General features: G+C 71.4%; 18 protein-coding genes. 2 read left to right on the plus strand and 16 right to left on the minus strand.

Features of this window, described 5'->3' with window-relative positions; translation table 11 throughout:
* Nucleotides 1-24: 24 nt before the first annotated feature.
* Nucleotides 25-855, plus strand: a complete 831-nt coding sequence (locus tag H976_RS0103750; RefSeq protein WP_036224632.1) for a bifunctional 2-polyprenyl-6-hydroxyphenol methylase/3-demethylubiquinol 3-O-methyltransferase UbiG — start codon at nucleotides 25-27, stop codon at nucleotides 853-855.
* Here H976_RS0103750 and H976_RS0103755 read toward each other — a convergent pair.
* The 10 genes from H976_RS0103755 to H976_RS0103800 form a co-directional block, all read right to left on the minus strand.
* Nucleotides 759-2,114, minus strand: coding sequence for an O-antigen ligase (locus tag H976_RS0103755; protein WP_155917938.1), 1,356 nt, complete (start codon nucleotides 2,112-2,114; stop codon nucleotides 759-761). The two genes, H976_RS0103750 and H976_RS0103755, sit on opposite strands and share 97 nt — an antisense overlap.
* Nucleotides 2,104-3,807: an ABC transporter ATP-binding protein gene (locus H976_RS0103760; protein ID WP_027860453.1), complete on the minus strand. Its 1,704-nt coding sequence runs from the start codon at nucleotides 3,805-3,807 to the stop codon at nucleotides 2,104-2,106. The genes H976_RS0103755 and H976_RS0103760 overlap by 11 nt, the downstream gene beginning before the upstream one ends.
* Nucleotides 3,804-4,889 (minus strand): glycosyltransferase, encoded by a 1,086-nt coding sequence (locus H976_RS28465; protein WP_051276140.1) that lies wholly within the window; start codon nucleotides 4,887-4,889, stop codon nucleotides 3,804-3,806. Before H976_RS28465 ends, H976_RS0103760 begins: the two co-directional genes overlap by 4 nt.
* On the minus strand, nucleotides 4,886-6,769 hold the full coding sequence (gene asnB / locus H976_RS0103770) for an asparagine synthase (glutamine-hydrolyzing) (protein WP_027860454.1): 1,884 nt from the start codon (nucleotides 6,767-6,769) through the stop codon (nucleotides 4,886-4,888). Before asnB ends, H976_RS28465 begins: the two co-directional genes overlap by 4 nt.
* On the minus strand, nucleotides 6,757-7,845 hold the full coding sequence (locus tag H976_RS0103775) for a glycosyltransferase (RefSeq protein WP_027860455.1): 1,089 nt from the start codon (nucleotides 7,843-7,845) through the stop codon (nucleotides 6,757-6,759). The genes asnB and H976_RS0103775 overlap by 13 nt, the downstream gene beginning before the upstream one ends.
* An 8-nt stretch (nucleotides 7,846-7,853) precedes the next feature.
* Complete coding sequence (locus tag H976_RS0103780; RefSeq protein WP_027860456.1) at nucleotides 7,854-9,113, minus strand: nucleotide sugar dehydrogenase; 1,260 nt, start codon at nucleotides 9,111-9,113, stop codon at nucleotides 7,854-7,856.
* The gene (locus tag H976_RS0103785; protein WP_027860457.1) at nucleotides 9,110-10,072 is read right to left on the minus strand and encodes an NAD-dependent epimerase/dehydratase family protein; all 963 of its coding nucleotides are present in this window, start codon (nucleotides 10,070-10,072) and stop codon (nucleotides 9,110-9,112) included. The genes H976_RS0103780 and H976_RS0103785 overlap by 4 nt, the downstream gene beginning before the upstream one ends.
* A gap of 70 nt (nucleotides 10,073-10,142) precedes the next feature.
* Nucleotides 10,143-11,282, minus strand: coding sequence for a glycosyltransferase (locus tag H976_RS0103790; RefSeq protein ID WP_027860458.1), 1,140 nt, complete (start codon nucleotides 11,280-11,282; stop codon nucleotides 10,143-10,145).
* Nucleotides 11,279-13,135: a nucleoside-diphosphate sugar epimerase/dehydratase gene (locus tag H976_RS24385; RefSeq protein WP_051276142.1), complete on the minus strand. Its 1,857-nt coding sequence runs from the start codon at nucleotides 13,133-13,135 to the stop codon at nucleotides 11,279-11,281. The genes H976_RS0103790 and H976_RS24385 overlap by 4 nt, the downstream gene beginning before the upstream one ends.
* Before the next feature lie 100 nt (nucleotides 13,136-13,235).
* Nucleotides 13,236-14,567, minus strand: coding sequence for an O-antigen ligase family protein (locus H976_RS0103800; protein ID WP_027860459.1), 1,332 nt, complete (start codon nucleotides 14,565-14,567; stop codon nucleotides 13,236-13,238).
* 153 nt (nucleotides 14,568-14,720) lie between these two features.
* On the opposite strand from H976_RS0103800, the gene H976_RS0103805 reads away from it, so the two are divergent.
* Nucleotides 14,721-15,989, plus strand: coding sequence for a polysaccharide biosynthesis tyrosine autokinase (locus H976_RS0103805; RefSeq protein ID WP_027860460.1), 1,269 nt, complete (start codon nucleotides 14,721-14,723; stop codon nucleotides 15,987-15,989).
* A gap of 7 nt (nucleotides 15,990-15,996) precedes the next feature.
* Here H976_RS0103805 and H976_RS24390 read toward each other — a convergent pair whose 3' ends face one another.
* The 6 genes from H976_RS24390 to H976_RS0103835 are packed head-to-tail and all read right to left on the minus strand — an operon-like array spanning nucleotide 15,997 to nucleotide 23,791.
* Nucleotides 15,997-16,989 carry a hypothetical protein gene (locus H976_RS24390; protein ID WP_051276144.1) on the minus strand — a complete coding sequence of 331 codons (993 nt, stop codon included), beginning with the start codon at nucleotides 16,987-16,989 and terminating at the stop codon, nucleotides 15,997-15,999.
* Nucleotides 16,982-17,899, minus strand: a complete 918-nt coding sequence (locus H976_RS28470; RefSeq protein ID WP_051276146.1) for an NAD(P)-dependent oxidoreductase — start codon at nucleotides 17,897-17,899, stop codon at nucleotides 16,982-16,984. The genes H976_RS24390 and H976_RS28470 overlap by 8 nt, the downstream gene beginning before the upstream one ends.
* Entirely contained in the window at nucleotides 17,899-19,161 is a 1,263-nt protein-coding gene (gene wecC / locus H976_RS0103820) for a UDP-N-acetyl-D-mannosamine dehydrogenase (protein ID WP_027860461.1), read from the minus strand. Before wecC ends, H976_RS28470 begins: the two co-directional genes overlap by 1 nt.
* Complete coding sequence (gene wecB / locus H976_RS24400; RefSeq protein ID WP_081682642.1) at nucleotides 19,158-20,351, minus strand: non-hydrolyzing UDP-N-acetylglucosamine 2-epimerase; 1,194 nt, start codon at nucleotides 20,349-20,351, stop codon at nucleotides 19,158-19,160. The genes wecC and wecB overlap by 4 nt, the downstream gene beginning before the upstream one ends.
* Before the next feature lie 34 nt (nucleotides 20,352-20,385).
* Nucleotides 20,386-22,404 carry a glycosyltransferase family 2 protein gene (locus H976_RS0103830; RefSeq protein ID WP_155917940.1) on the minus strand — a complete coding sequence of 673 codons (2,019 nt, stop codon included), beginning with the start codon at nucleotides 22,402-22,404 and terminating at the stop codon, nucleotides 20,386-20,388.
* A gap of 13 nt (nucleotides 22,405-22,417) precedes the next feature.
* Nucleotides 22,418-23,791, minus strand: coding sequence for a glycoside hydrolase family 16 protein (locus H976_RS0103835; RefSeq protein ID WP_027860463.1), 1,374 nt, complete (start codon nucleotides 23,789-23,791; stop codon nucleotides 22,418-22,420).
* Nucleotides 23,792-23,906: the final 115 nt, after the last annotated feature.

Genomic DNA, 23,906 nt, shown 5'->3' on the forward strand with positions numbered 1-23,906 from the left:
TCGACACAGGAGGGGACAGTGCAGATGCAGGCTCGGGGTGCTGCGGAGGAGATCGCGAGCGGAGAGCGATTCGCCTTCGGCTCCAACTGGCGGTCCTTCCTCGACGTGCTGGACGAGGACCGGATCGCGGGCTCGATGACGGCCCTCGAGGAGTACCTGGGGGTCGGCGCCCTCGCCTCGAAGACTTTCCTCGACATCGGCTCCGGCAGCGGCCTGTCCAGCCTGGCGGCACGTCGCCTGGGCGCGACCGTGACCTCCTTCGACTTCGATCCCGGCAGCGTCGGCTGCACCCAGGAGCTACGGCGCCGCTACTTCCCCGACGACCCGGGCTGGCAGGTGTTCCAGGGCTCGGCGCTGGACGCGGACATGCTGTCCCGGCTCGGCACCTTCGACATCGTCTACTCCTGGGGAGTCCTGCACCACACCGGTGACATGTGGTCCGCCCTCGCCAACGTCGTCCCGCTGGTCAAGCCCGGCGGTCGGCTGTTCGTCGCGATCTACAACGACCAGGGCCGACCGTCGCGGGTGTGGAAGCGGGTGAAGCGCCGCTACAACGAGTCCGGCCCGGCCGGCAGGTGGGCGCTGCTCCAGGGATCCAAGGCCTATCTGTGGGGCAAGCCGGCCCTGCTGCGCCTGGCCCGTGGCAGGCGCCCCTCCCCCGGCCCGCCGCCACGCGGTATGGACCGTGGGCGTGACCTCGTCGACTGGGTGGGCGGCTGGCCGTTCGAGGTGGCCAAGCCCGAGGAGATCTTCGACTTCTACCGCGAGCGGGGCTTCACGCTCGAGAAGATGTTCACGTGCGGCGCGGGGCTCGGCTGCAACCAGTTCGTGTTCTCGCTGCCGGCCTCCGACTGAGCAGAGGACTCCGGGACGACACAGGCAGCGGCCATCGCGAGCACCGAGAAGCACAACGGGCCGATGGTGGTGGTGCCGTACCACTCCAGCGCTATCCCCGAGACGACCACCGAGACGGCCAGGGGCAACAGCGTGGTCGTGGCCCCGAGGCGCGTGCGCACGAGCGCGAGCACGACGAGTGCGAGCAGCAGCGCTCCGGCGATGACCCCGCAGGCGGCCAGCAGGCCCAGGTAGGTGTTGTGGGCGCTGATCTCGATGCCGAGGCGGGGGTCTGCGGTCGTCAGCTCGGAGAGCCGGCCGAGCCCGATGCCGGTGAACGGGTGGTGCCAGGTCTCGTCCAGGGCGAACTCCGCGATGCGTCCACGCTGTCCGAGCCCGTGCGTGACGCTCATGTCGCGACCGGCCGCGGCCAGGAAGCGATTGGTGACCAGCGGTCCGAGCAGGAACACCGCCACGAGTCCGATGAAGGCGACGAGCGCCACCTTCACCGGCGACTCGCGCAGCCATCGTGCGAAGACGATGACCGCGACTGAGCACGCCACGCACAAGAGGGCCGCGCGCGACCCGGACAGCACCACGCCGTACCCGCACAGGGCGACCACCGGGATGGTCCACCACCACGAGCCGTCGCTGGCCTCTCGAGCCCACGCTGCCGCCGCGACCGCACCCAGCGCCGCCAGCAACCCGAGGGTGTTGGCGTTCTCGCCGAAGGCCAGCGCCCCGAACCGGGCCTCCGTGCCGGGCGGGTTCACCAGCATCGGCACGCTGCCGACGCAGCCCCAGGCCATCAGCAGGAGCAGGAGGTGCCGCACGGGGAACCGGTGGAGGGCGGCGTTGGCGCCCTGCAGCACGCCGTACGTCAGGGCCAGGGCGGTGCCCTCCTTGAACAGGGCCGGCGGGGTCAGGGCGACGCCCGTGAGGATGCTGACCCCCAGCAGCGCGAGCAGCAGGAGCGCCACCTGCCGACCGCGCGTGTCCGCCAGCCGCCATCCGGCGAGCAGACCCACCGCGAGCAGCAGGGTGCCGATCCGGCGCACCACCTGCGGGTCGTAGCTGAGGGCCAGGGCCGTCGCCGCGAACCCGAGGTACGTCGCCGTCCAGGGCCGGAGCGTCGCGAGCACGGCCAGCGCCACGACGACTGCGAGCGTGGTGAGCAGGTGCAGCGTTCCCACGGTGCCGACGATGTAGCGGTAGACCAGGTAACCGGTCAGCAGGGGCAGGACCACCGCCGCCGCGCGAGGAGCCCACTCACGGGACAAGGGTCAGCGCTCCGTCCTTGAGCTCGACGACGCGGTCGGCATCCGCGATCGTCGACAAGCGGTGCGCCACGATGATCATGGTCAGCTCACCCTTGAGCTCGAGCAGCGTGCCCACCACCTGGCCCTCGGTGATGCTGTCGAGGGCCGCCGTCGGCTCGTCGAGCAGCAGCACCTGCGCGCGGCGGTACAACGCGCGGGCGATGCCGAGACGCTGTCGCTGGCCGACCGAGAGGCGTGCCCCCCCTTCGTGCAGGCGGGCGTCGAGGCCGTCCGGTATCTCCCGGACGACCTGGTCGAGGTGGGCGCGCGCCAACGAGCTCCACACCCGGGCGTCGTCGGGTTCGTCGTCCCCGAGGGCGACGTTCTCCCGGACCGACGCGTCGGCGATGTAGACGTCCTGGGGGACGTAGGCGATGCGACTCATCCACGACGGGTCGGCGGTGCCGATCGCGGCTCCCCCGAAGGTCACCCTGCCGCGGGTCGGCGGAAGCAGGCCGAGCATGACCGAGACCAGGGTCGTCTTCCCGGATCCCGAGGGGCCGACGATGCCGACCATCTCCCCGCGAGACACCTCGAGGGTGATCTCGGAGAGCACGTCCACACCCTCGACGTACTCGAAGCTCACCTCGTCGAGGACCAGGTCACCGGCGTCGGGAAGGTCGCCCGCGGGCGAGATGTGGCGCTCGCCGATCTCCTCCAGCTCGTGGAGCTCACCCAGGACCGTCAGGCCGATCTCGATCGAGCTGCGCACCTGCGTCGCGATGCCGAGCATCCGCGCGACGCCCGGCACCAGGCGCATCGCGGCCACGACGTACAGGGCGATCAGGGGGAGCGTGTCGCTGGGATCGGAGGACTGCAGGGAGAGGAAGAGGGCGACCAGGACGCTGGCGTACAGCGTCACCTCCAGCACCAGTCGCGGTCCTTCACTGAGGATCAGGACCCGACGCTGCGCCTCTACCATCTCGCGCCTGGCCGACTCGACCCCGCGCACCGCGGTGGCGCGACCGTTGGCCACCGTCAGCTCGCGGATGCCGCGCAGCACGTTGGCGGCCTGGACGTACACCGCCGAGACGCGGCGGCCCAGCAGCTCGCTCTCGCGGCGGACGGCGCGCTGCGACACCACCAGGATGAGGAAGGCGAGCACCGCGAGGACCGCCGTCACGACGAGGGCGGCGACGGGACTGGCGACGAACAGGGCGGCCATCATCGCGAGCGCGCTGGTGGCCTCGACCGCGGCGCTCACCATGCCGACCAGGGCGCTGTTGGTGGAGAGGTTGACGTGGGCGACGGATCTGGAGAGCAGCTCAGAGGAGTTGGTCCCGAGGTGGAAGCGGTACGGCGCTTCGGCGTACGCGCGCAACACCCGTGTGCCGAGCCGGACCTCGGCCTCGGCGACGCGCCTGCTCCACCAGTACTTCACCAGGAACCCGGTGACGGCCCGGAGCACGAGCAGCAGCATCGACCCGATGATGAGCACCCCCGGACGCTGCTCCCCCAACACCGGGAGCTGCACCGTGTCACCGCTCGACCCGCCGCTCGTGGTCAGCTGCGTCAGCACGGGGAACAGCAGCAGCAGCGCGAAGAAGTCGCACAGCGCCACCGCGACCGACAGCGCGATCGCGCGGCGCAACGAGGAGCGCAGCCGGTCGTCGAACAGCTGCAGGAACGTCTTGACCGCACGGAGGTCCTTCACCGCCTTCCCCCGGTGACCTCGTCGAACAGGTCCTGGTAGGCCGTGACGCACGCCGGCCACAGGTACTGCTCGCTGACGCGGATGCTCTCTGCGCCCATCCTGGTGCGCAGCGCAGCGTCGCTCGCCAACCGGTCGATCGCCTCGCTCATCGCGTCGGGGTCTCCCGGCGCGACGACGAACCCGTTGACCCCGTCGAGCACCATCAACCGGGTGGCTCCTACGTCGGTCGCGACGATCGGCAGACCGGTGGCCACCTGCTCGAGGATCGCGTTGGACATGCCCTCGAGGTTGGACGGGTGGATGGCCAGCTGTGCGGCCGCGAGCTCGCGCGCGACGTCGGCGGGCGTGTCGACGAGGTGCACCCGGTCGCCGAGGCCGAGCTCGGCCACCTCACGCTCGACCGTCGACCGGTCACCGTCCCCGCACAACCGCACCTGGAGGGGCGAACGGACGGTCGAGAGTGCCTTGAGCAGCGTGTCGTGCCCCTTGTACCAGCGGTAGTTCGCGACCACTACGGCCGTCGGCGGCTCGGTGCCGGGATGTGCGCGCTCCACCGGTGGGGTCACGCCGTTGACCAGCAACCGGACCCGGTCGGCCACCGCACCCCACCGCGTCGCGAGCTCGGTGAGGGCAGCGCTGTTGACCGTCACCACGTGGGCGCGCCGCATGGCGCTGCGGAGCAAGGGTGCCGTGAGGCGGAACTCCTCGTCGAAGATGGTGCCCCGCAACCCGGCGATGCGGCGTGCGCGGGGCGCAAAGACCCGGGCAAGCGGGAGCGTCGGCATGATGGCGCCGGGAAGCCATGCCACGACCACGTCGGGTCGCGTCCGCAGGAGCAGGAACGTCAGGCGCACGAGCGCCACGATCCGCCGCAGCGTGGACGAGGGCAACCACGGGGTGCCCATCAGGCGCCACCAGACACCGGCCGCGTCGAGCTGGGCCGTGAGTGGCCCACCGCGGTTGAGGAAGGCCATCCGCACGTCCACGCCCCGCTGGGCGAGCTCCACGGCGAGGCGGGTCATCTGTCCCTCGGCGCCGCCGAGGCTGGCGGTCCCGATCACCATCACGATCCGGCGACTCATCGGGCGAGCACCTCCCGGTGCCACAGCTCGAGCATCATCAGCGCGTACAGCCGCGCACTCCGGTCGACACCCGCTGCGTGCTCGTCGACGAGGCGGCGTACGGCGCGCGGGTCGAGGATCCCGCGCTCGACCGCCGTACGGTCGAGCAGGACGTCGTTCATCAGGTCCAGCAGCGGACCCCGCAGCCACTCGGCCAGCGGCACGCCGAATCCCTGCTTGCGCCGGTGCACCAGGTCGTCGGGCACCCAGTCGGCCAGGAGCCGCTTGAGCAGCGCCTTGCTGGTGCCTCCCGCGAGCTTGCGGTCACCGGCGATCCCTGCTGCCCACTCAACGAGCTGCTGGTCGAGGAAGGGGCTGCGCGCCTCCAGGCTCACCGACATGGTGGTGATGTCGACCTTGGGCAGGAGATCGCCCGGGAGGTAGGTGTGGGTGTCGACCGCCAGCAGCCGGTTGACACGGTCGGTGGCGGCGTACTGCTCCCACACCTGCTGCACGAGGTCGTAGGTGTCGTGCCCCGCGACGAGCCGCGCGAAGTCGTCGGTGAACAGCTCGAGCTTCTCCTCGGGGCGGAAGTAGGACAGGAACCGGGCGTACCTGCGTGCCGGGTCGCCCTCACCCAGCAGGGACAGCCCGGTGCCGAGCTTGCGCATCGGCGCCCGTCCGGCGCTGTGGGCACTGAACCAGGTGCCGGCGCGCAGCATGCCCTGCGCGACCGGGCGCGGAAGCCGGCGGTCGCCGGCGGCGAGGTAGCGCTCGTACCTCGTGTAGCCGGCGAGCACCTCGTCCCCGCCGTCGCCGTTGAGCGCGACGACGACGTGCTCCCCGGCCATCTGGGCGAGGTACCAGCTCGGGATGGCCGAGGAGTCGGCGTACGGCTCGTCGAAGTAGGTGGCCAGCCGCGGCACGATGTCCAGCGCCTGTGGGCGGACCACGAGCTCGTGGTGCTCGGTGCCGAAGCGTTCAGCGACCCTGGCTGCGTGCGGCAGCTCGTTGAAGGCCTCGGACTCGAAGCCGATCGAGAACGTCTTGATCGGCTGGGTGCTCACCTCGCTCATGGCACCGACCACCGCGGAGGAGTCGAGGCCGCCCGACAGGAAAGCCCCGAGGGGCCGCTCCCCCACCAACCGCACCTTGACCGCGTCGAGCAGGTGGGCGCGCAGCTCCTCGACCAGCTGCTCGTCCGAGCGGGGGTCCGCCGCGCCCTCGGGGAGGTACTCGAGCTGCCAGTAGCGCTCGACCCGGACACCGGAGTCGTCGGCCACCAGGAGGTGCCCGGGAGGCAGCTTGTGCACACCCTCGACGGCCGACCACGGGGCCGGGACGTACTGCAGGGTGAGGTAGTGGCTCAGTGCCACCGGGTCGGCGCGACGCTCGAGTGACGGGTCGACCAGCAGTGCCTTGAGCTCGGAGGCGAAGGCGATGCGGTCGCCGGCCTGCGCGTAGTACAGCGGCTTCTTGCCGAGACGGTCGCGGGCCAGGACGAGGCGACGACGACGGGCGTCCCAGACGGCGACCGCGAACATGCCGCGGAGGTGGTCGACGAACCGGGGTCCGAACTCCTCGTAGAGGTGCGGGATGCAGTCGGTGTCGGCCTCGCTGGCCAGGTGGTGTCCGCGGTCCCGCAGCATCGCCTGGAGCTCGGCGACGTTGTACAGCTCACCGTTGAAGACGCAGGACACCGTCTGCGACTCGTCGTGGGCGGGCTGGTGACCGTGTCGCACGTCCTGGATCGAGAGCCGCCGCATCCCCAGGGCGATGTGCTCGTCGCAGTGGTAGCCGGCCTCGTCGGGTCCGCGGTGGAACAGCGTGGCGGTCATCTCCGCGAGCAGGTCGTCCCGGTCCGACGACCCGGCGTCCAGCAGGCCGGCTATGCCGCACACGTCGCACCGCCGTAGACCTGGAGGTGGGCGCTGACGACCGCGTCCGGGTCCGACCTCTCGCGGATCCGGTCGCGGGCAGCCGCTCCCAGGCGAGTACGACGCTCCGGATCCTCGAGCAGCGACGACATCTCCTCGACCAGCCGCCGGGCCGACCCGACCGGCACCAGGACGCCGGTGTCGCCGAGCAGCTCGCGCGCACCGCCCACGTCGGTCGCCACGACAGCGAGCCCGGAGGCCATCGCCTCGGCGATCGCGTTGCTGGAGCCCTCGCTGTGACTCGAATGGACGTAGAGGTCGGCCACGGCCAGGTAGGGACGCGTGTCCTCCACCTTCCCGGGGAGGACGAGGTCGACTCCGAGCCGGCTCGCGGCCTCCTCGAGCGCAGGACGAGCCGGACCCTCGCCGACGACCACGAGCTGCACGCGCGAGGCCGCCTCGGCGAGCGCCTGTAGCAGCTCGAGGTGTCCCTTGACCGGGCGGAGGTTGCCGACCGAGACCACGCGCGGCGAGGACGTCGTCGGGAGGTCGTCGGCCGCAGCAGCCGGGTCGAAACGCCAGGGAGCGACGATGTTGGGGATGACGACGTGCTCGGCCCGCGCTCCGGGTGCGAAGGCCCGCCAGTGCTCGGCCACGACCGCGGAGTTGGACACGAGGGCGTCCGCCCCGCGCAGGGCGAGCCGCTCGAGCGAGGCGTGGGCCCGGGAGCCGCTGTCGAGGTGGGACCCGGCGTTGCGTCGCCAGGACACGTGCCGGACATGGCGTCGACCGACCAGCGCGAGGGTGGAGAGCACGTAGGCCCGCGCCAGCGCCGAGTGGACGACGTCGTACCGACCACGACGCAGCGCTCGCCGCAGCCGCAGGCCGGTGCGCGCCTCGGCGAGGGCACCCGCCACTCCGCCCACGCGTCCCGGCCCGAGCACCGTCGTGGTCCGCGGCAGCCCACTGGTGCCGTCGGACCCGTCGAGCAGGAAGGTGTCCACCTGCACGCCGCGGCGCTCCAGACCGTCGAGCAGCAGCCGTGCCTGCGTCTCCGTCCCGCCCTGACCGTTGCCGCCCAGCACGAAGGCCACCTTCACCCCGCGTCCTAGAGCGTCTCGCGGGCGCCACCGAGTCGGTGCCGGGTGTCCAGCACGTAGCCCGGCGCCGCCGCCACGAGGTCGTAGTCGAAGTCGTCGTGGTCGGTCAGGATGACCACTGCATCGGCCGCCTCGACCACCGCTGCGTCCAGCTCGACCTGCTCGACACCCTCCGAACGCAGCCGCTCGATGTAGGGATCGGCCGCCTGGACCAGGCAGCCACGGGCCACGAGGAGGTCCGCGACGCGCAGCGCCGGTGACTCGCGGTCGTCGCCGGTGTTCTTCTTGTAGGACATGCCCACGAGCAGCACGGTGCTGCCGCGCAACGGCAACGAGCGGGCGTTCAACCCCTCCATCACCCGCTGTACGACGTAGTCAGGCATGTGCTCGTTGACGTCGTTGGCCAGCTCGACGAACCGGAAGCTGTAGCCCAGGGAGCGGCGCACCTGCCAGGAGAGGTACGACGGGTCGACCGGGAGGCAGTGCCCGCCCACCCCCGGACCGGGAGTGAACTTCATGAACCCGAACGGCTTGGTCGAGGCGGCGTCGATCGCCTCCCAGACGTCGATGCCGAGGTCGCGCGCGAACATGGCCAGCTCGTTGACCAGCGCGATGTTGACGTGACGGAAGGTGTTCTCCAACAGCTTGGTGAGCTCGGCCTCCTTCGGCGTCGACACGACCACGACGTCGTCGACGAGCCGCTCGTAGAGACCGACGACCTGCTTGCGGCACTTCTCCGTCACGCCGGAGGCGACCTTGGGCGTGTTCACGAACCCGTGCGTCGCGTTGCCGGGGTCGATGCGTTCCGGGGAGTAGCCCACGTGGAAGTCGTCGCCGGTCTGCAGCCCACTGCCCCGCTCCAGGATCGGCACGAGGAGCTGCTCGGTCGTCCCGGGGTAGGTCGTGGACTCCAGCACGACCACGCAGCCCGAGGTGACGTGCGGGGCCAGGGCCGCTGCGGACTCCTCGATGAACGAGAGGTCGGGCAAGGTGTCACGGAGTGGCGTCGGCACCGTGATGATGGCGAAGTCGAAACCGGCGGCGTCGTCGTACGTCGAGGTCGGGTGGTAGCGGCCCGACGCCAGGGCCTGCGCGAGCGTGTCGCTGCCGACGTCCTCGACGTGGCTGCGGCCGGATCGCAGACGGTCGACCTTGGTGTGGTCGACGTCGAGGCCGACCACGTCGAAGCCCACCTCGACGGCCCGCATGGCGATGGGGAGGCCGACGTAGCCCTGCCCGACGACGACGATCTTCTCTGCGCTGCTCATCTGATGCGGTGCGGCGCCAGCTCGGCGGGCTGAGCCAGCTCCTCTCTCATCCAGGCAATGGTCTCGGCCAGCCCGACCTCGATCGGGACGGGTTGCACCTCGGGGAAGAGTGCGCGCAACCGGTCGTTGAGGGCCTGCGAGTGGCGTACGTCGCCGGGCCGCGACGGGTGCTCGGCCACCTCGACCGGATGACCGATCTCCTGCTCCACCAGGGAGATGAGGCGGTTGAGCGAGACGCGGGCACCGAACGCCAGGTTGGTGGCCCCACCCGTGACCTTCCCCTTGGCGGCTCTGGCCAGGATGTCGCACACCGTGCCGACGTAGGTGAAGTCGCGGCTCTGCTCGCCGTCACCGTGTCGCGGCAACGGCTGCCCGCGCAGGGCCGCGTCGACGAAGGTGGGCACGACGGCGGCGTAGGTGTGGCCGGCACGCTGCTTGGGGCCGTAGACGTTGAAGAACCGCAGCGGCAGCACCGGCAGGTCGAAGACGCTCTGGAAGGCAAGCGCATAGCTCTCGGCCGCGAGCTTGGACACCGCGTAGGGACTCATCGGGACGCAGCGGAGATCCTCGTGCTTCGGGAGGGTCGGGTTGGCGCCGTACACCGAGGACGAGGACGACATCACGACGTACGCGTCGGCGGCCAGGGCGGCCTGGAGCACCGACAGGGTGCCGGTCGCGTTGGCGTGGTGCGAGGCGAGCGGGTCCTTCAGCGAACGCGGCACGGAGCCGAGCCCGGCGAGGTGCACGACGGCATCGCACCCGGCCGTGGCACGCCGGAGCGCGTCGGGGTCGAGGATGCTGGCCTGCACGAGCTCGACGTCGAGGACGTCGAGGTTGTCGAGGTGTCCGGTCGACAGGTCGTCGATGACCCGGACCGCGTCCACTGTGGGGTCGTCCACCAGGCGCTCGCAGAGATTGCTGCCGATGAACCCGGCCCCGCCGGTCACCAGGACCCTCATGGTCCTCCTTCGTATCGTGGTCGTGCACCGCGATCCGATCGCCCGGTGCAGGTCATTTCAACACAGATGGTCACATCGACCCCGCCGTCCCCGGAGGTGGCACACCGGCGTTCGCATAGGAAGCGACGAGCCGGTCCAGCACCTGCGACTCGCGACGGGCCGGATCGACGGACTCGCGGGCTCGGGCCCCCAACCGGGCCAGGTCCTCCGGAGCCAGCTCGGCCACCCGTCCGATCACCCGGGTGAGCGCCGCGACGTCACCGGCCGGGACCATCCACCCGTTGACGCCGTCCTCCACGAGCTCGTTGCTGCCGCGGATGTCGGTCACGATGGCCGGGCGACCCGCTGCCAGCGACTCGATCACGCTGCGCGGCACTCCCTCGCGGTGGCTGGGCAGGCAGAGCACGTCCATGCCCTCCATCAGCTTGGCCAGCTCATCGCGGGTCAGGATCCCGTGACGGGTGACGCGGTCGCCTGCACCGGCCTCGCGGACGATCCGGTCCAGCTCCTCGCCGACCGGGTGGCGGTCCGAGGGAAGCGCCTCCCCCACGACGTGCAGGTGTACGTCGGACCGGCCGGTGATCGCTCGGGCCAGCTCGACGACACCCTTCTCCCGCACGAGTCGACCGACGAAGACCAGCTGGAGCTGCTCGTCACGGGTGCGCGGAGGGATCTCGAACCAGTCGTCCTCGACGCCGTTGCCGAGCAGGACCAGGTGGCCCGAGTAGCCGCGTCGCTGCGCCTCACGCAGGTCTTCGACGCTCTGGAAGAGCAAGGTGTGGGTGCGCCTCGACTGCCACTGCTCGACGCGCTGCACGACCCGCTCGAGGGTGCCCTGGGGCGGCCACGTGTGCAGGAACCCGTGCACGGTGTAGAAGACGCGGGTGGAGCGTGGCCACCACGGGCTGGGCAGCGCACGGACGGCCAGGCTGGCCGCCGGGCTGTGCAGGTGGACGAGGTCGGGCTCCCAGTCGGACACCGTCCGGGCGAGGCGGCGGGCGGCGCCCAGCATCGCTGCGGGCCGCAGCGCCCGCGGAAAGGCGATGTCGACCGGGTCGAACTCCCGGAGCGCGTCCCAGTGCCGGTCGTCGGTACGACGACAGGCGAGCCGCACGTCGTACCCGAGCGCGCGGAGGCGCCGCAGCTGTGGGGTCAGCAGCGTGACCGCGGTGTAGTCGACCGCTGCTACGTGCAGGATGCGTCTGCTCACGTGCGCCCGACGTCCGCGGTGTCGTACCCGTCCTGCGGCACGGTGAGCATCCGCTCGGCGGCGGCGCGCAGTCCGGCCCGCACGACCCACTCGTCCGCGTCAGGATCGAGATCACGGAGTACGTCGTCGGGGCAGGCCGGCACGGGGACGTGGGAGATCAGCTCGTGTCGCGGCCGCAGGTCGACCTCTCCGGGACCGAAGACCTCCTCGTGCATCTTCTCTCCCGGGCGCAGGCCGGTGTAGACGATGTCGACCGGCTTGCCGCTGAGCTCGATCAGCTGCTGGGCCACATCCGCGATCGAGACCGGGTCACCCATGTCGAGCACCAGCACGTCGCCGCCCCCACCGATGGCGCCGGCCTGGATGACCAGCTGCACGGCCTCACGGATGGTCATGAAGAAGCGCGTGACGCGCGGATCGGTGACCGTGACCGGTCCGCCCTGCGCGATCTGGGCGGTGAAGGTGGTCAGCACCGATCCGCGGCTGCCGAGGACGTTGCCGAAACGCACGCTCAGGTAGTCGCCGTCGGCGACCGCCCCCGCGGCCGCGGTGAGTCCCTCGGAGATCCGCTTGCTCCAGCCGAGAACGCTGCAGGGACTCGCCGCCTTGTCGGTCGAGATGTTCACGAACCTCACGACGTGGCACGCCCGGGCGGCGTCGAGGACCACCTGGGTGCCGCGGACGTTGGTCTTCACGGCCTCGCCGGGTGCACCCTCCAGGAGCGGCAGGTGCTTGAGCGCCGCGGCGTGGAAGACGACGTCGGGGCGGTGTCGCTGGAAGACCGCGTGCACCCGGGCGGCGTCCCGGATGTCGACCAGCTCGAGGTCGTCGGAGTTGGTCAGCGCCCGGCCGTCGATCGAGAGCTGCACCGCGTGCAGCGCCGATTCGTCCCGGTCGAGCATCACCAGCCGTTCGGGCCCGAACTGCGCGATCTGTCGACAGAGCTCGGACCCGATCGACCCGCCGGCGCCCGTCACCAGCACCCGCTGGTGGGCAAGGTACCCGGCGATCTCGTGGACGTCGGTCTCGATGGGCTTGCGGCCGAGGAAGTCCGTCACCTCGATGTCGCGGACGTCCTTCATCTGCAGCTGCGCGGGGTTCGTCAGGTCAGCGGTCGAGGGGACGACCTTGAGCTCGAGCCCGTGCTGCACCGCCTGCCGGTTGAACGTGCGCACCAGCTCCGAGGTCGCGCTCGGCACGGCCATGATGACGGTGCGAGCCCCGACGGAGTGGGCGACATTGGCGAAGTCGGTCGCCAGGCCCATGACCGGGACGCCGTTGAGACGGCGGTGCCGCTTCGCCGGGTCGTCGTCGACGAGGGCGACGGGCTCCCAGGGGCACTCCGGGTCGCGCACCATGGACTGGATCAGCTGGGTGCCACCGAGCCCGGCGCCGATCACCACGACCGGACGGCGCGCACGGGTGTTGGGCGGGTGCACCTCGATCCACTCCCGCATCATCCGGTAGGCCGCACGGGCCCCCAGGAGCAGGGCGAAGGTCACGCAGGGCCCGATCACCGTCACCGAGACACGCATGGGTGATCCGAGGAGGACGTTGACGATCATCGTCAGGGCGGCCACCACCGCCGCCAGGCCGGCGACCAGCACGGCGTCGTAGAACGACCCGATCTTGGCCCGCCCGTGGTGGAGGTGCAGAGGCAGGCCGAGCACCACGAAACCCAGGCCGCAGAGGACACCGGCCGCGGTCGCGGCACCGAGGTTCTGCACGTCGCTGTAGCCGACCGCCACCTGGACGGCCGCCATGCTGACGAACCCGGCGACCCAGCAGAGGAAGTCGTAGGCCACCAGCAGGTAGACCCTGCCCCTCCTGGCCCGGACCAAGATGTCTCGCACGCCAACTCCTCGCGTCCCCTGAGAATGAGACCAACTCAACACAAGATGTCACGTGCGGGTCATGTTCTGGCACACCGCACCGTTGTCAGGGCTGCGTGATTCAGGCCCCTCCGGGGTCATCGTTCCCCGAGGGACGCGGCTTATGCCGGAATCCCAAGGGTTTGCGCCCACCGCCGCTCTCACCGGTGCGCGCGCCACGCAGCAGTACGCCGTCGGCGTACGACGCCAGGCCGCACGCGAGCGCGATCCACATGAAGCGGTTGCCGACGATGTCGCTCGAGGTCTGGGCGTTGACCAGCCAGTAGACGACCGTCGCGAACACCACGGCCTCCCGCGGGTCGGTGGTCACGCGTTGGAGCCGGAGCAGGGCCAGCACCGCCAGCAGCCCGAACGCGAGCACGGCCAGCAGGCCACCCTCGGAGAACGTCTCGGCGAAGATGTTGTGCGCGTAGGCGACGCCCGCATCGTTCGCGACCTGGCCGCCGATGTCGCTGCGAAGGGCGAAGTCTCCCCAACCGATGCCGGCGGGCGAGATCGCCCCCAGGTGGATCGCATCGCTCAACAGGTCCGTACGCAGGCTGTCGGCCAGGCCCGACTGCACGGACTCGACGATCCGCGCCCCGCCTGCTCCACCGGCCAGCCGTGCATACAGGTACGCCGCGACGGCCACGGCGGCGCCGAACACAACCAGCAGGGCCCGGCGTCCGGCGAAGCACCGGCCGGTCAGCACCACGACGGCCAGCGTCAGCACCACCGCGATCAGCGGCCCGCGGCTGCCGATGTGCACCTGCACCATGCCGAAGCCCGCCGCCAGGGGCAGTGCCCACCACCATCGTCGGCGCGACCCGAGAGCGACCACCAGCAGGACCACGACCGTGGCACCGACAAGCCGCGAGGAGCTGATGGTGTCGACCATCGCCAGCGTGAAACGACCCGGTTGGAGGATGCGCGTCGGGTCGTTGAGCTCCAACGCCCCCACGGCGACGGCCGCACCGAAGATCGCCTGTGCCCACGCCCATGCCCACCTGGTGAGGGCGCTGTCCAGCAGCAGGATCGCCGCACAGAGCACCGGCAACAGGACGAACGCCATCGTGGCGAGCTTGGTCGGCCCGTACCCGTCGCCGCTGCTCATCAGGGCACCGGGCAGGAACCCGACGACGAGCAGCAGCAGCGGCCCGGTGACGGCGGGGTGGATGCGCAGTGGTTGGCCGAGCCGGTGCACCACGCACAGCGCCACGGCGGCGGTGCCGATCCAGACCGGTTCGACGGGCGACCAGACCATCAGCACCGAGTTGCGCAGGTTCCAGCTCGACGCCCACCAGGCCAGCGACACGGCGTACGCCCACGGGGCGATCCGGGCCTGGATGGTCGAGCCGGCACCGGTCCGCAGGACCCGGTCGGCCGCAGGCAACGGGACAGGCGTGCTGCTCACAACGACCTCCGTCCCGGCGGCTGGCTGGCCCCGACCCTAACCGTGCCGCGACGCGCCTCACCCTCTGGCGCGCGTCGAGGCGAGCGTGTCCGGGTCCCCTAGGGTGGGGCCCCGAGCGACCCGGGCAGGTCGATCGACAGCGAGGGGGCACCGGTGACGCCAGTCCAGTACCTGCGGGCCTTCGCGCGCGGGTGGTGGATCATCGTGCTCTGCGTGGTCGCGGGCACGGCCCTCACCCTGCTGCTCGACCAGCTGGCCACCTCGACGTACACCTCGACCTCCAACGTCCTGGTCTCCCCCGTGCGGACGGCCCACACGACGTCGTCCGATGCCTACTCCGCCGCCCTGCTGGCCCAGCAACGGATGGCGTCGTACGTCGAGATCGCCGGTGGGGACACCGTGGCCCAGGATGTCCTCGAGCGGCTCGACCTGCACCTCAGCGTGGACCAGCTCGAGGACCGGATCGCGGTCTCGGTGCGCACCGGCACCACGCTGCTGACCATCAGTGTGCGCGACCCCCATGCCGACGAAACCCGACAGATCGCAGCCCATGCAGCGGAGTCGGTCGCGACGGTCATCGACCGGATCGAGGCCACCCGCGGTGAGGGTCGCCCCGTCCTTCGGGCAGCAGTCGTGAGCCAGGAGCGGCCGGCCGTCTCGGCCACGGCGGCCCCGGCCTGGCGCAACCCCGTGGTCGGTGCCGTCGCAAGCCTGCTGGTGGGGCTCGGGCTGGCCGTGGCGGTGGCGAGGCTCGACCCCCGGTTGCGCGACGAGGACCAGGTCGTCGACGCCCTGGGCGCGCCGGTGCTGGGGGTGCTGCCCGGACCGGCCGAGCAGCATGACGAGGCGGTCCGCGAGCTCCGCACCAGCCTCTTCTTCCAGCTCCCCGGTGCGGACAGGTGCCTCTCGGTCGCCGTCAGCAGTCCGCACGCCGTGGAGGGAGTGCCGCAGCTGTCGAGCGCCGTCGCGAGCGCCCTCGCGGACACCGGCGCGCGTGTGCTGCTCGTGGAGGGTGACCTGCTCGACCCCCGCCTGGCCGCCCTTCTCGAGCTCAACGCCGCAGGTGCCGGGCTGACGGACTACCTCGACGGCGGTGCCACGATCGACGACGTGACCCGGAAGCACGCCGCGTCCGGTGTCGACGTCATCGTCGCGGGGACGACGCCGACCAACCCGGCCGACCTGCTCCACTCGCCGGCCCTCGGCCAGCTGGTCGAGGATGCCGCACACCGCTACGACTTCGTGCTGGTGACCGCCCCGCCCACGACCGTCGGGACCGACGCGGCCGCCCTGGCCGCCCGCTGCGACGGCGTGCTGCTCACGGTCGTGCGCGGGCGTACGACGGAGCCGGAGGTGGTCGCGGCCCGGACCCAGTTCGAGCGGGTGCACACTCCGGTGCTCGGTGCTGTGCTCGTGTCCTGACCCGCCGTCACCCGAACGCAGGAGCACCCAGCATCCGCGGCAGCGAGAGGTAGCCGGCGAGGACCGCCAGGCACCCGACCGACGCCAGCCCTGCCGGGAGCACCGCGACCAGCAGGCAGCACGAGGCGCTGGCGCCGGCGACCAGCAGCGCCACCGTGAGGTGCGGCCAGCGTCGGTGGTCGAGGACGCGTTGGTAGACGTGCAGCCGGTGCGCCTCGCGCCAGCGGTCGCCGCGCGCGACACGGCGTGCCAACGTGACCGCGACGTCGGCGAGGTAGACCAGCAGCGGCGCGACGGCGCCGAGGAGACCGCTGCCGGACGCCCAGGTGCCGACCGCGAGCAGGGCCACGACCGCGCCGACGAAATAGCTGCCGCTGTCACCGAGGAAGACGCGTGCCGTCGGCGCGTTCCACGGCAGGAAGCCCAGCGCCGCTCCCAGCAGGGCCGCCCCGAGGACGGAGAGGAGGCGATGGTCGTCCTGGAGGCCGACCACGAGGTACCACCCGCCGCACACCATCGCGAAAAGCGCCGAGATGCCGTTGATGCCGTCCATGAAGTTGACCGCGTTCACGGTCCACAGCACCAGAGCGATCCCGACCGCAGCGGCGACCACACGCAGGAGCAGTGCCGTGCCGTCCAGCGAGGACACACCGCTCGCGATGTAGGAGACGACGAGGGCGACGCCGGCGACGAGCTGCACCAGCAGCCGGATCTCGGGCGACAGCGACCGGACGTCGTCGACCAGACCGAGCACGGCGAGCGGAACCGCGAAGACCAGAAGCGGCACCAGCACGACCTGGCCGGCACCGGCCGCCACGCAGGCGATCACCACTGCCACGGTCACGGCCACCCCGCCGCCACGGGGTATCTCCCCGCGGTGCGAGGAACGGACCGAGGCGGCGTCGACCACCCGCCACCGGCGTAGGACCGGAACGGACAGTCCGACCAACGTGACCGCCGACACCGTGGCGACCAGGAAGGCGACCCACGAGTCAGCCACTCCGCACCTCGCGACCCAGGCGTCGCCACGCGTCCTCCGCGTCGGCCGTCGGTCGGAGCTCTCGGCCCAACCAGGTGGGCTCGACCGGCTGGCCGAAGAGCAGCACCTCCGCACGTCGTCCCCACCCTGCGTGGCGCAGGCCGGCGGCCCGGACGACTGTCCGCGCGACCGCGTTCGGCAGACGGAGAGGCCGTCGTCCACCCAGGAGCCAGGAGAGCTCGTACGGCGAGAGCCCGTCCCCGGTGTGGGCCACGACCACGGGCGGATCGGCGTGCTCCAGCAGGAACCCGATCGCCGTGCACATCGAGTCGACGGTCAGCTGCGGGCTCGGTCCGTCCGGTGTCCGCGCCACCACGCTGAGCCTGGACGAGGCCAGTCGCACCAGCGACCGGGTCGTCGGGCGCGAGGCGACCTGCACGCCCACCGGACGGTAGATCACCAACCGGGTCGGGCCAGGAGCCTCGGCGAGGAGCAGGTCCTCGCCCACGGCCTTGGACCTCGCGTACGCCGAGTGCGGCTGGTGCCGCTCGCTGTCATCCAACCGGAGCCGGCCCTGGACAGCGGCACTGCTGACGTGCACGAAACGGGGAACCCCGGCGCGAGCACAGGCGCGCAGCAGGCACAACGGCAGCACCGCGTTGGGCCACAGGAAGGCGGCGTCGTCGGAGGAGACGGGATCGGCGTTCCCGGCGGCGTTGACCACTGCCTCCAGTCCACCGAGGTCGAGCTCCTCCGACTCCTCCTGCGCGGCCGCGACCCAGGTGTCGCGACCGTCCGACGGCGACAGCCGTGGCCCGCGGGGAGCACGCAGCGGCACCACGTCACGACCTCGGGCCCGTAGGTGGGCCGACACCGCACCGCCCACGAGCCCATGGGCACCGAACACCCCGACCCGAGCGCCCGGTGCCATCAACCGGTCCTGCTTCCTCGCCAGATCCCCCTGGTGTCCACGACCTGCTTGTCCTCCAGCAGGGCCGGGTCGAGGTCGACGAACGCCGCGTGGTGCACGAGCAGCAGCACGACGTCGCTGCGGTCGAGGGCCTCGGCGAGGTCGTCGAGCACGACGTTGTCGTACGGCGCCAGGGCGGCCGGCAGCTTCTCGGCGTACGGCTCGACGGCCAGCAGGTGCAGGTCGGGCCGGGACTCGGCGAGCCGCTGGACGACGGTCACGGCCGGGCTCTCCCGCATGTCGTCGACGTCGGGCTTGAACGCCAGCCCCAGGCACGCCACGGTGGCGCCCGTGGCCGCGACACCGTCGACGCGGTCGACGACCTGCTGGGGCCGGGCATCGTTGACCTCGCGTGCCTGGCGGATCAACCGGGCCTGCTCGGGAGCCGCTGCCGCGATGAACCACGGATCGACGGCGATGCAGTGCCCGCCCACACCGGGACCGGGCTGGAGCACCTGCACGCGCGGGTGGTGGTTGGCCAGCTCGATGACCTGCCAGACGTCGAGCCCGAGGTGGTCGCACACCTCGGCGAGCTCGTTGGCGAAGGCGATGTTGACGTCACGGAAGGTGTTCTCCACCAGCTTGGCCATCTCGGCGCTGGCCGCGTCGGTCAGGGAGATCTCACCCTCGACGAACAGCTCGTAGAGCGACGCGGCCCGGCGACCGCACTCCGGCGTGAGCCCGCCGACGACGCGGTCGTTGCTGACCAGCTCGTCGAGGGTGTGGCCCGGCAGCACCCGCTCGGGACAGTGCGCGATGTGCACGTCCGGTGACTCCGGGTGCTCGTGGGGAAGGCGCAGGTCCGGGCGTTCCTCGGCGATCCAGGCGCTCATCCTGGCCGTCGACCCCGGCGGACAGGTCGACTCCAGGATCACCAGCTCGTCACCGCGCAGCAGCGGGGCGATCGCGCGCGCTGCCTGCTCGACGTGGCGCAAGTCCGGCTGGTGGTCGTCGACGAACGGTGTGGGCACGGCGACCACGTAGACGTCGGCCGCCACCATGTCGGCCGACGCCGTGAGCCTCCCGGCGTCGACCACCCGACGGACGACCTCGTCGAGGTCCGGCTCGACGATGTGCACGGTGCCACGGTTGAGTGCCTCGACGACCCGTGGGTCGGTGTCCACGCCGTGCACGCGGAGACCGTGGTCGGCCAGGACCGCGCTCGTGGGCAGGCCGATGTAGCCCAGCCCGATGACGGCCACGCCACGCTCGTAGGACGTCACGGGCGCCCCTGGGCGGTCACCGGCTCCGCTGCCGGCGCATCCAGGTCAGCGACCACGAACGGCTCGGGCATGGGGCCCAGGCCCAGCAAGAAACGGATCGCGCCCGTGCTCCGCCGAGCGGCCTCCCCGTCGCCGTAGGGGTTCACGGCCCGCGCCATCTCGGCGTACGCCGTGGGGTCGTCGAGAAGACGCTCGATCTCGTGGGCCACTCGTTGCCGGTCGGTGCCGATCAGCCGCACGACTCCGGCCTCGACTCCCTCCGGGCGCTCGGTGGTGTCGCGCAGCACCAGGACCGGCTTGCCGAAGCTCGGCGCCTCCTCCTGCACGCCGCCGGAGTCGGTGACGACGAGCCGGCACCGGGCCATCAGGTGGGCGAACTCGGCGTAGGCGAGCGGCTCGGTCAGGATCACGTTGGGCAGCTCGCCGAGGGCAGGCTGCACGGCGTCACGCACCACCGAGTTGCGATGCAGCGGGAGCAGTACGTCGAGCTCGGGATGGTCCCGGGCGACATCACCGATGGCCGCCACTGCCTGCTGCATGGGCTCTCCCCATGACTCGCGGCGATGGGTGGTCACCAGCACAAGCGGCCGGTCGCGACCCAGGGACGCCACCCGCTCGTCGGTGAACGCGACCGGCTGCTGCACCGCCCACTGCAGGGCGTCGACGACGGTGTTGCCGGTGACCAGGATCGTCGCCGGATCGACCGACTCGAGCTCGAGGTTGCGTCGGGCCGTCGCGGTCGGCGCCAGGTGCAGCGACGTGACGACACCGGTCAGCCGGCGGTTCGCCTCCTCGGGGAACGGCGAGCGGAGGTTGCCGGTGCGCAGGCCGGCCTCCAGGTGGACCACGGGGACGCCGGCCAGGAACGCGGCGAGCGACGCGGCGAAGGCACTGGTGGTGTCGCCCTGCACCACCACGGCGTCCGGTCGCTCGGCCTCTAGCACGCGCTCGAGCTCACTCAGGACCGCCCGCGCCACCGCGTTGGGGGTGGCTCCGTGGCTCATCAGGTCGAGGTCGACGTCCGGCGTGATCCGGAAGAAGGAGTGGACCTGGTCGAGCATCTCCCGGTGCTGACCGGTGACGACCACCTGCGTGCGGAGGTCGCCGTCGGCACGCAGGGCGCGCACGAGTGGGGCGAGCTTGATCGCTTCGGGACGGGTGCCGTAGACGACCAGGATGTGCTTCCGCATGGGCCTGCCCTCCTCACGTCCGCGTCCCGAGACATCAGGACCGTAACGCAGCCCTCGCGCCTGACTGGTCGAGCAGGTCGCGCAACCGGCGTTCGAATCCGGGCGCGTCGGTGTCCTGCATCGTCCACACCTGCGGCGGATGCTGGCCGGCGGAGATCATCCGGGCCAGCTGCCCACCCTCGTGGAGGAGGACGACGTCGAGGTGCCGCGCCAGGGAGAGGAGCTCCGTCAGCGGCACCAGAGGGCGCACCGCGAAGACGTCGCCGAGACCGGCCCGCGTGACCTCGAGGCGCCGCTGGTCCCAGTCGCTCGTGAACACGTGCACGCGGATGCGTCGGCGGTCGCGCGGCGCCGTCCGGCGTACGACGTCCATCAGGTCGCCCAGCCTCGGGTCGGACCCCCAGGGTTCGAGGTGGCAGATGTCGATGACGCCGCTGCCGGAGACGTCGTACGTCGACTCCACGAGCGGGACGGACGTCAGCTCGTCGACCCGGGACAGCAGCCGGACGCGGTCGGCGAGGGCACTGTCACGGCAGTCGGCGAGCATCGCCTCCAGGCCCTCGCGCTCGCCGAACGACAGCTGGTCGGCCAGGGCAAAGGTCACCAGCTGCACGAACTCGCCCAGCCCACACTCGGGGAGCTCGACGCCCTGCTCGTGCAGCGCGCGCCGCAGCTCACGGCCGAGCGCGTCCTCGGGAGCGGGGGTGTCGTCGACGGCGAAGGCACCGGGGTCGGACAGGTCGGCGACCCAGAGCCGCTCCGGGCGACGCACCTTGAGCAGCGCTGCCGCGGCGTGGGTGGCCAGAGCCGTGGGACCGCTGTGCACGCGGCGGTAGGCGCCCTTGTCCTTCTCCCATGCCGCAGCCTGCTCCTCCACCTGCCAGGCGAACCGGCTGATCGAGGACCAACGGTCGGCGCCAGAAACCGCGTCGAGGAGCCGACGCCGATCGACGAACTCCTCGGCCACCCGGTCCGAGCCGCGGTCGAGGACGGCGAACTCCCCGTCCTCGTTGCCGATCACGTCGGAGACGACCGCGCGACCGCGCAGGCGGATCGCCGGCAGCAGAGCGCTGGTGTCGAGGTGTCCTGACACCGTGCACATGAGGGTGAGGTCGCGGCCGAGTCCCTGGTTGGCCGAGCGCCACGGCACCCTGGCCAGCCCGCGGCCGCGAGCGTCGAGGACCACCCGGTGGTGCTCGTCGGGACGTTCGCGGAGATAACGGTTCATCCACTCGGCCTGCCCCACCCGCATCAGGTGTGCCACCCGCGCCACCACCGGGTCCTCGGTCTCGACCCGTTCGAGCGCGGCCAGGCAGTCGAGCCGCTGCGTCACCAGGAACTCGTAGTCGGCACTCTGGCGGCCGAGGCTGCCCTCCCGCAGGGAGCGGCAGTAGGCGACCTGCTCCTCGGTGCTGACGACGTGCAGCCGGAAGGGGTGACGGTTCAGCAGCTCGAGCCAGTAGACGAAGTCCTCGCCGCTGCGCAGGTTCTCGTCGTAGCGCAGGCTCCGGGCGATCCGGGTGGGCAGCAGCTTGCCGGCATTGAAGGAGATGGCGGCGACGACCTTGTCGCTGGACACCGTGCGCCCGGCGTACGGCAGCAGCCTGCGGCTCGCGTAGTTGTCGAAGTCGAGGTCACCGATCGGCGCCGTGCCGTCGTCGTGCCTGGCGCTGACCAGGGCGACCGGTACGACGCCCTCGCGCGCATGCCGCAACAGCACCTCGAGGAAGGGCGGCGTGATCCAGTCGTCGTCGTCGACGTAGGTGACATAGCTGCCGCGGGCCGCCCCCAGCCCGACGTTGCGCGCGTGCCCGAGCCCGCCCTGGCTGAGCTCGACCAGGCGCACCTGGAGGCTCGGGTGGGCGCGAGCGAACTCCCGGACCACGGCCGGCGTGGCGCACGGCGGTCCGTTCTGGACGACCAGCACCTCGAACCGCTCGGGAGGGAGGGTCTGGGTCGCCAGCGAGTCCAGGCAGCGGCCGATGCGGTCGGCGCCGTCGTACGTCGTGACCATCACGGTCACCTCAGGCACGGCGCGTACTGGTCCCGACACGAGGTTCAGGGTGTCATCCCCAGGTGTGGACCCAGTCCACCGACATGGACGTGGAGCTCGACTTCATGGCCTTCAGCTCGTAGTCGGAGGTGAGCAGGCTGAGCACGAGCTCCTCGGTGCCGCTCGCCACCCGGGGCTGGGCCGTCGAGAAGGTCGGGATGCCGTCGACCCGGAAGACGTAGCCCGCCGGGGACCACTGCACCGAGTAGACGTGCCACCCGTTGGACGGCGTCCGCCCCGCACCCAGGGCCGACTTCGCGGTGGTCTGGATGCCACCCGAGGTCGCCGTGCTGGAGCCCGTGGTGGCATGGACGAAGTTGCTGAGGCCGCCGTCGGTGCGGCCGTCGCCGAAGTACTCGGCCACGTCGATCTCCACACCGTTGGCCGCGTCCGCGCCGGCGGCCTGCATCCAGAACGAGCCGTGGGAGCCGGCTGCCTTCTGGAACAGCACGCGTGCGGCGTAGTACCCGTAGGGGCCGAAGGTTCGGCTCGGCGTCGCGCCCGCGGTCCCGATCATGCCGTTGTGCCAGAAGCCGTTCGGGCAGCTGGTGGTCGTCGGGTTGACGGCCTGCTTCTCGGCTCGCAACGTGACGGTCCCGTTGCCGAAGGTGACCATGTCGGGGTCGGTCTGGGCGCAGGTGCGCAGGCCACCCGGGAGCTGGGTGCGCGTCGCCCAGTTGGTGCTGCTCGTCGGGTCGGTGAACTCGTCACCGAACGAGCTCGAGACGGAGCTCGACTGCGAGGACCCACTGACGAGGTTTGCGGCCCCGGACCCCGGCGCGGCGACCACCCGGAAGGTCTCCGGTGACCCCGACGAGTCGGGGGCCGGCGCGAAGGTCGCCACTCCGGCGGAGCTCTGCTTCGCGGTGGCCACCTTGGTCCAGGCCCCGTTCGTCAGGCGGTAGAGGTCGACCGGGGTCCCGGGACGGGCGGGCACGAACAGCGCGGTGGCCGAGGCGATCGTGCTCCCGGTGTAGGCGTCCCGGACCGGTGCGCCGAACGTCAGGCTCGGGCGCACCCCGGTGACGTGCACGACGTTCGAGCTGCGGGCGGGGTACTTCCGCTTCTTGATCTTCACCAGTGGTGCCACGACTCGGTAGGGGGTGTTGGTCGCGGTCGCACGCACGGCGAAGGTGTACCTCCCGTAGAGAGCCGTCCTCGCCGCCTTCACCCGCACCCACCGTCCACCGAGGAGCTTCTGCAGCACCACCGTCCGCTTGGCCGGGGGCACCGCCCCTGCGACCGTGACCACCTCGCCGACGACCGGCACCGGTCGGGACACGCGGGCGGCGAACGCCGCTGCAGATGCGGTCGGCTGCGTCAGTCCGACCAGGACGACGCTCAGGATCGTCAGGGCCAGGACCGAGACGAGCGGGCGAGATTTCATGGCGAGGGGGCTCCGGAGATAGCGACCACCACGCCGACTGCAGCGACGCGACGTACGGCGACATTCAACCCTGCGCGCGGCCACAACGCGGCAAAACGACCAAATTTCGAGCCGC

This window comes from Marmoricola sp. URHB0036 (assembly GCF_000426045.1).
In the GTDB taxonomy this organism is placed as follows: Bacteria; Actinomycetota; Actinomycetes; order Propionibacteriales; family Nocardioidaceae; genus Marmoricola.

Excerpts from the sequence above, each read along its gene's own strand:
- H976_RS0103750 (WP_036224632.1), top strand. The coding sequence starts at position 25 with ATGCAGGCTCGGGGTGCTGCGGAGGAGATCGCGAGCGGAGAGCGATTC.
- H976_RS28465 (WP_051276140.1), bottom strand. The coding sequence starts at position 4,889 with ATGAGTCGCCGGATCGTGATGGTGATCGGGACCGCCAGCCTCGGCGGC.
- H976_RS0103780 (WP_027860456.1), bottom strand. The coding sequence starts at position 9,113 with ATGAGCAGCGCAGAGAAGATCGTCGTCGTCGGGCAGGGCTACGTCGGC.
- H976_RS0103785 (WP_027860457.1), bottom strand. The coding sequence starts at position 10,072 with ATGAGGGTCCTGGTGACCGGCGGGGCCGGGTTCATCGGCAGCAATCTC.
- H976_RS28470 (WP_051276146.1), bottom strand. The coding sequence starts at position 17,899 with ATGGCACCGGGCGCTCGGGTCGGGGTGTTCGGTGCCCATGGGCTCGTG.
- wecB (WP_081682642.1), bottom strand. The coding sequence starts at position 20,351 with ATGCGGAAGCACATCCTGGTCGTCTACGGCACCCGTCCCGAAGCGATC.
- H976_RS0103835 (WP_027860463.1), bottom strand. The coding sequence starts at position 23,791 with ATGAAATCTCGCCCGCTCGTCTCGGTCCTGGCCCTGACGATCCTGAGC.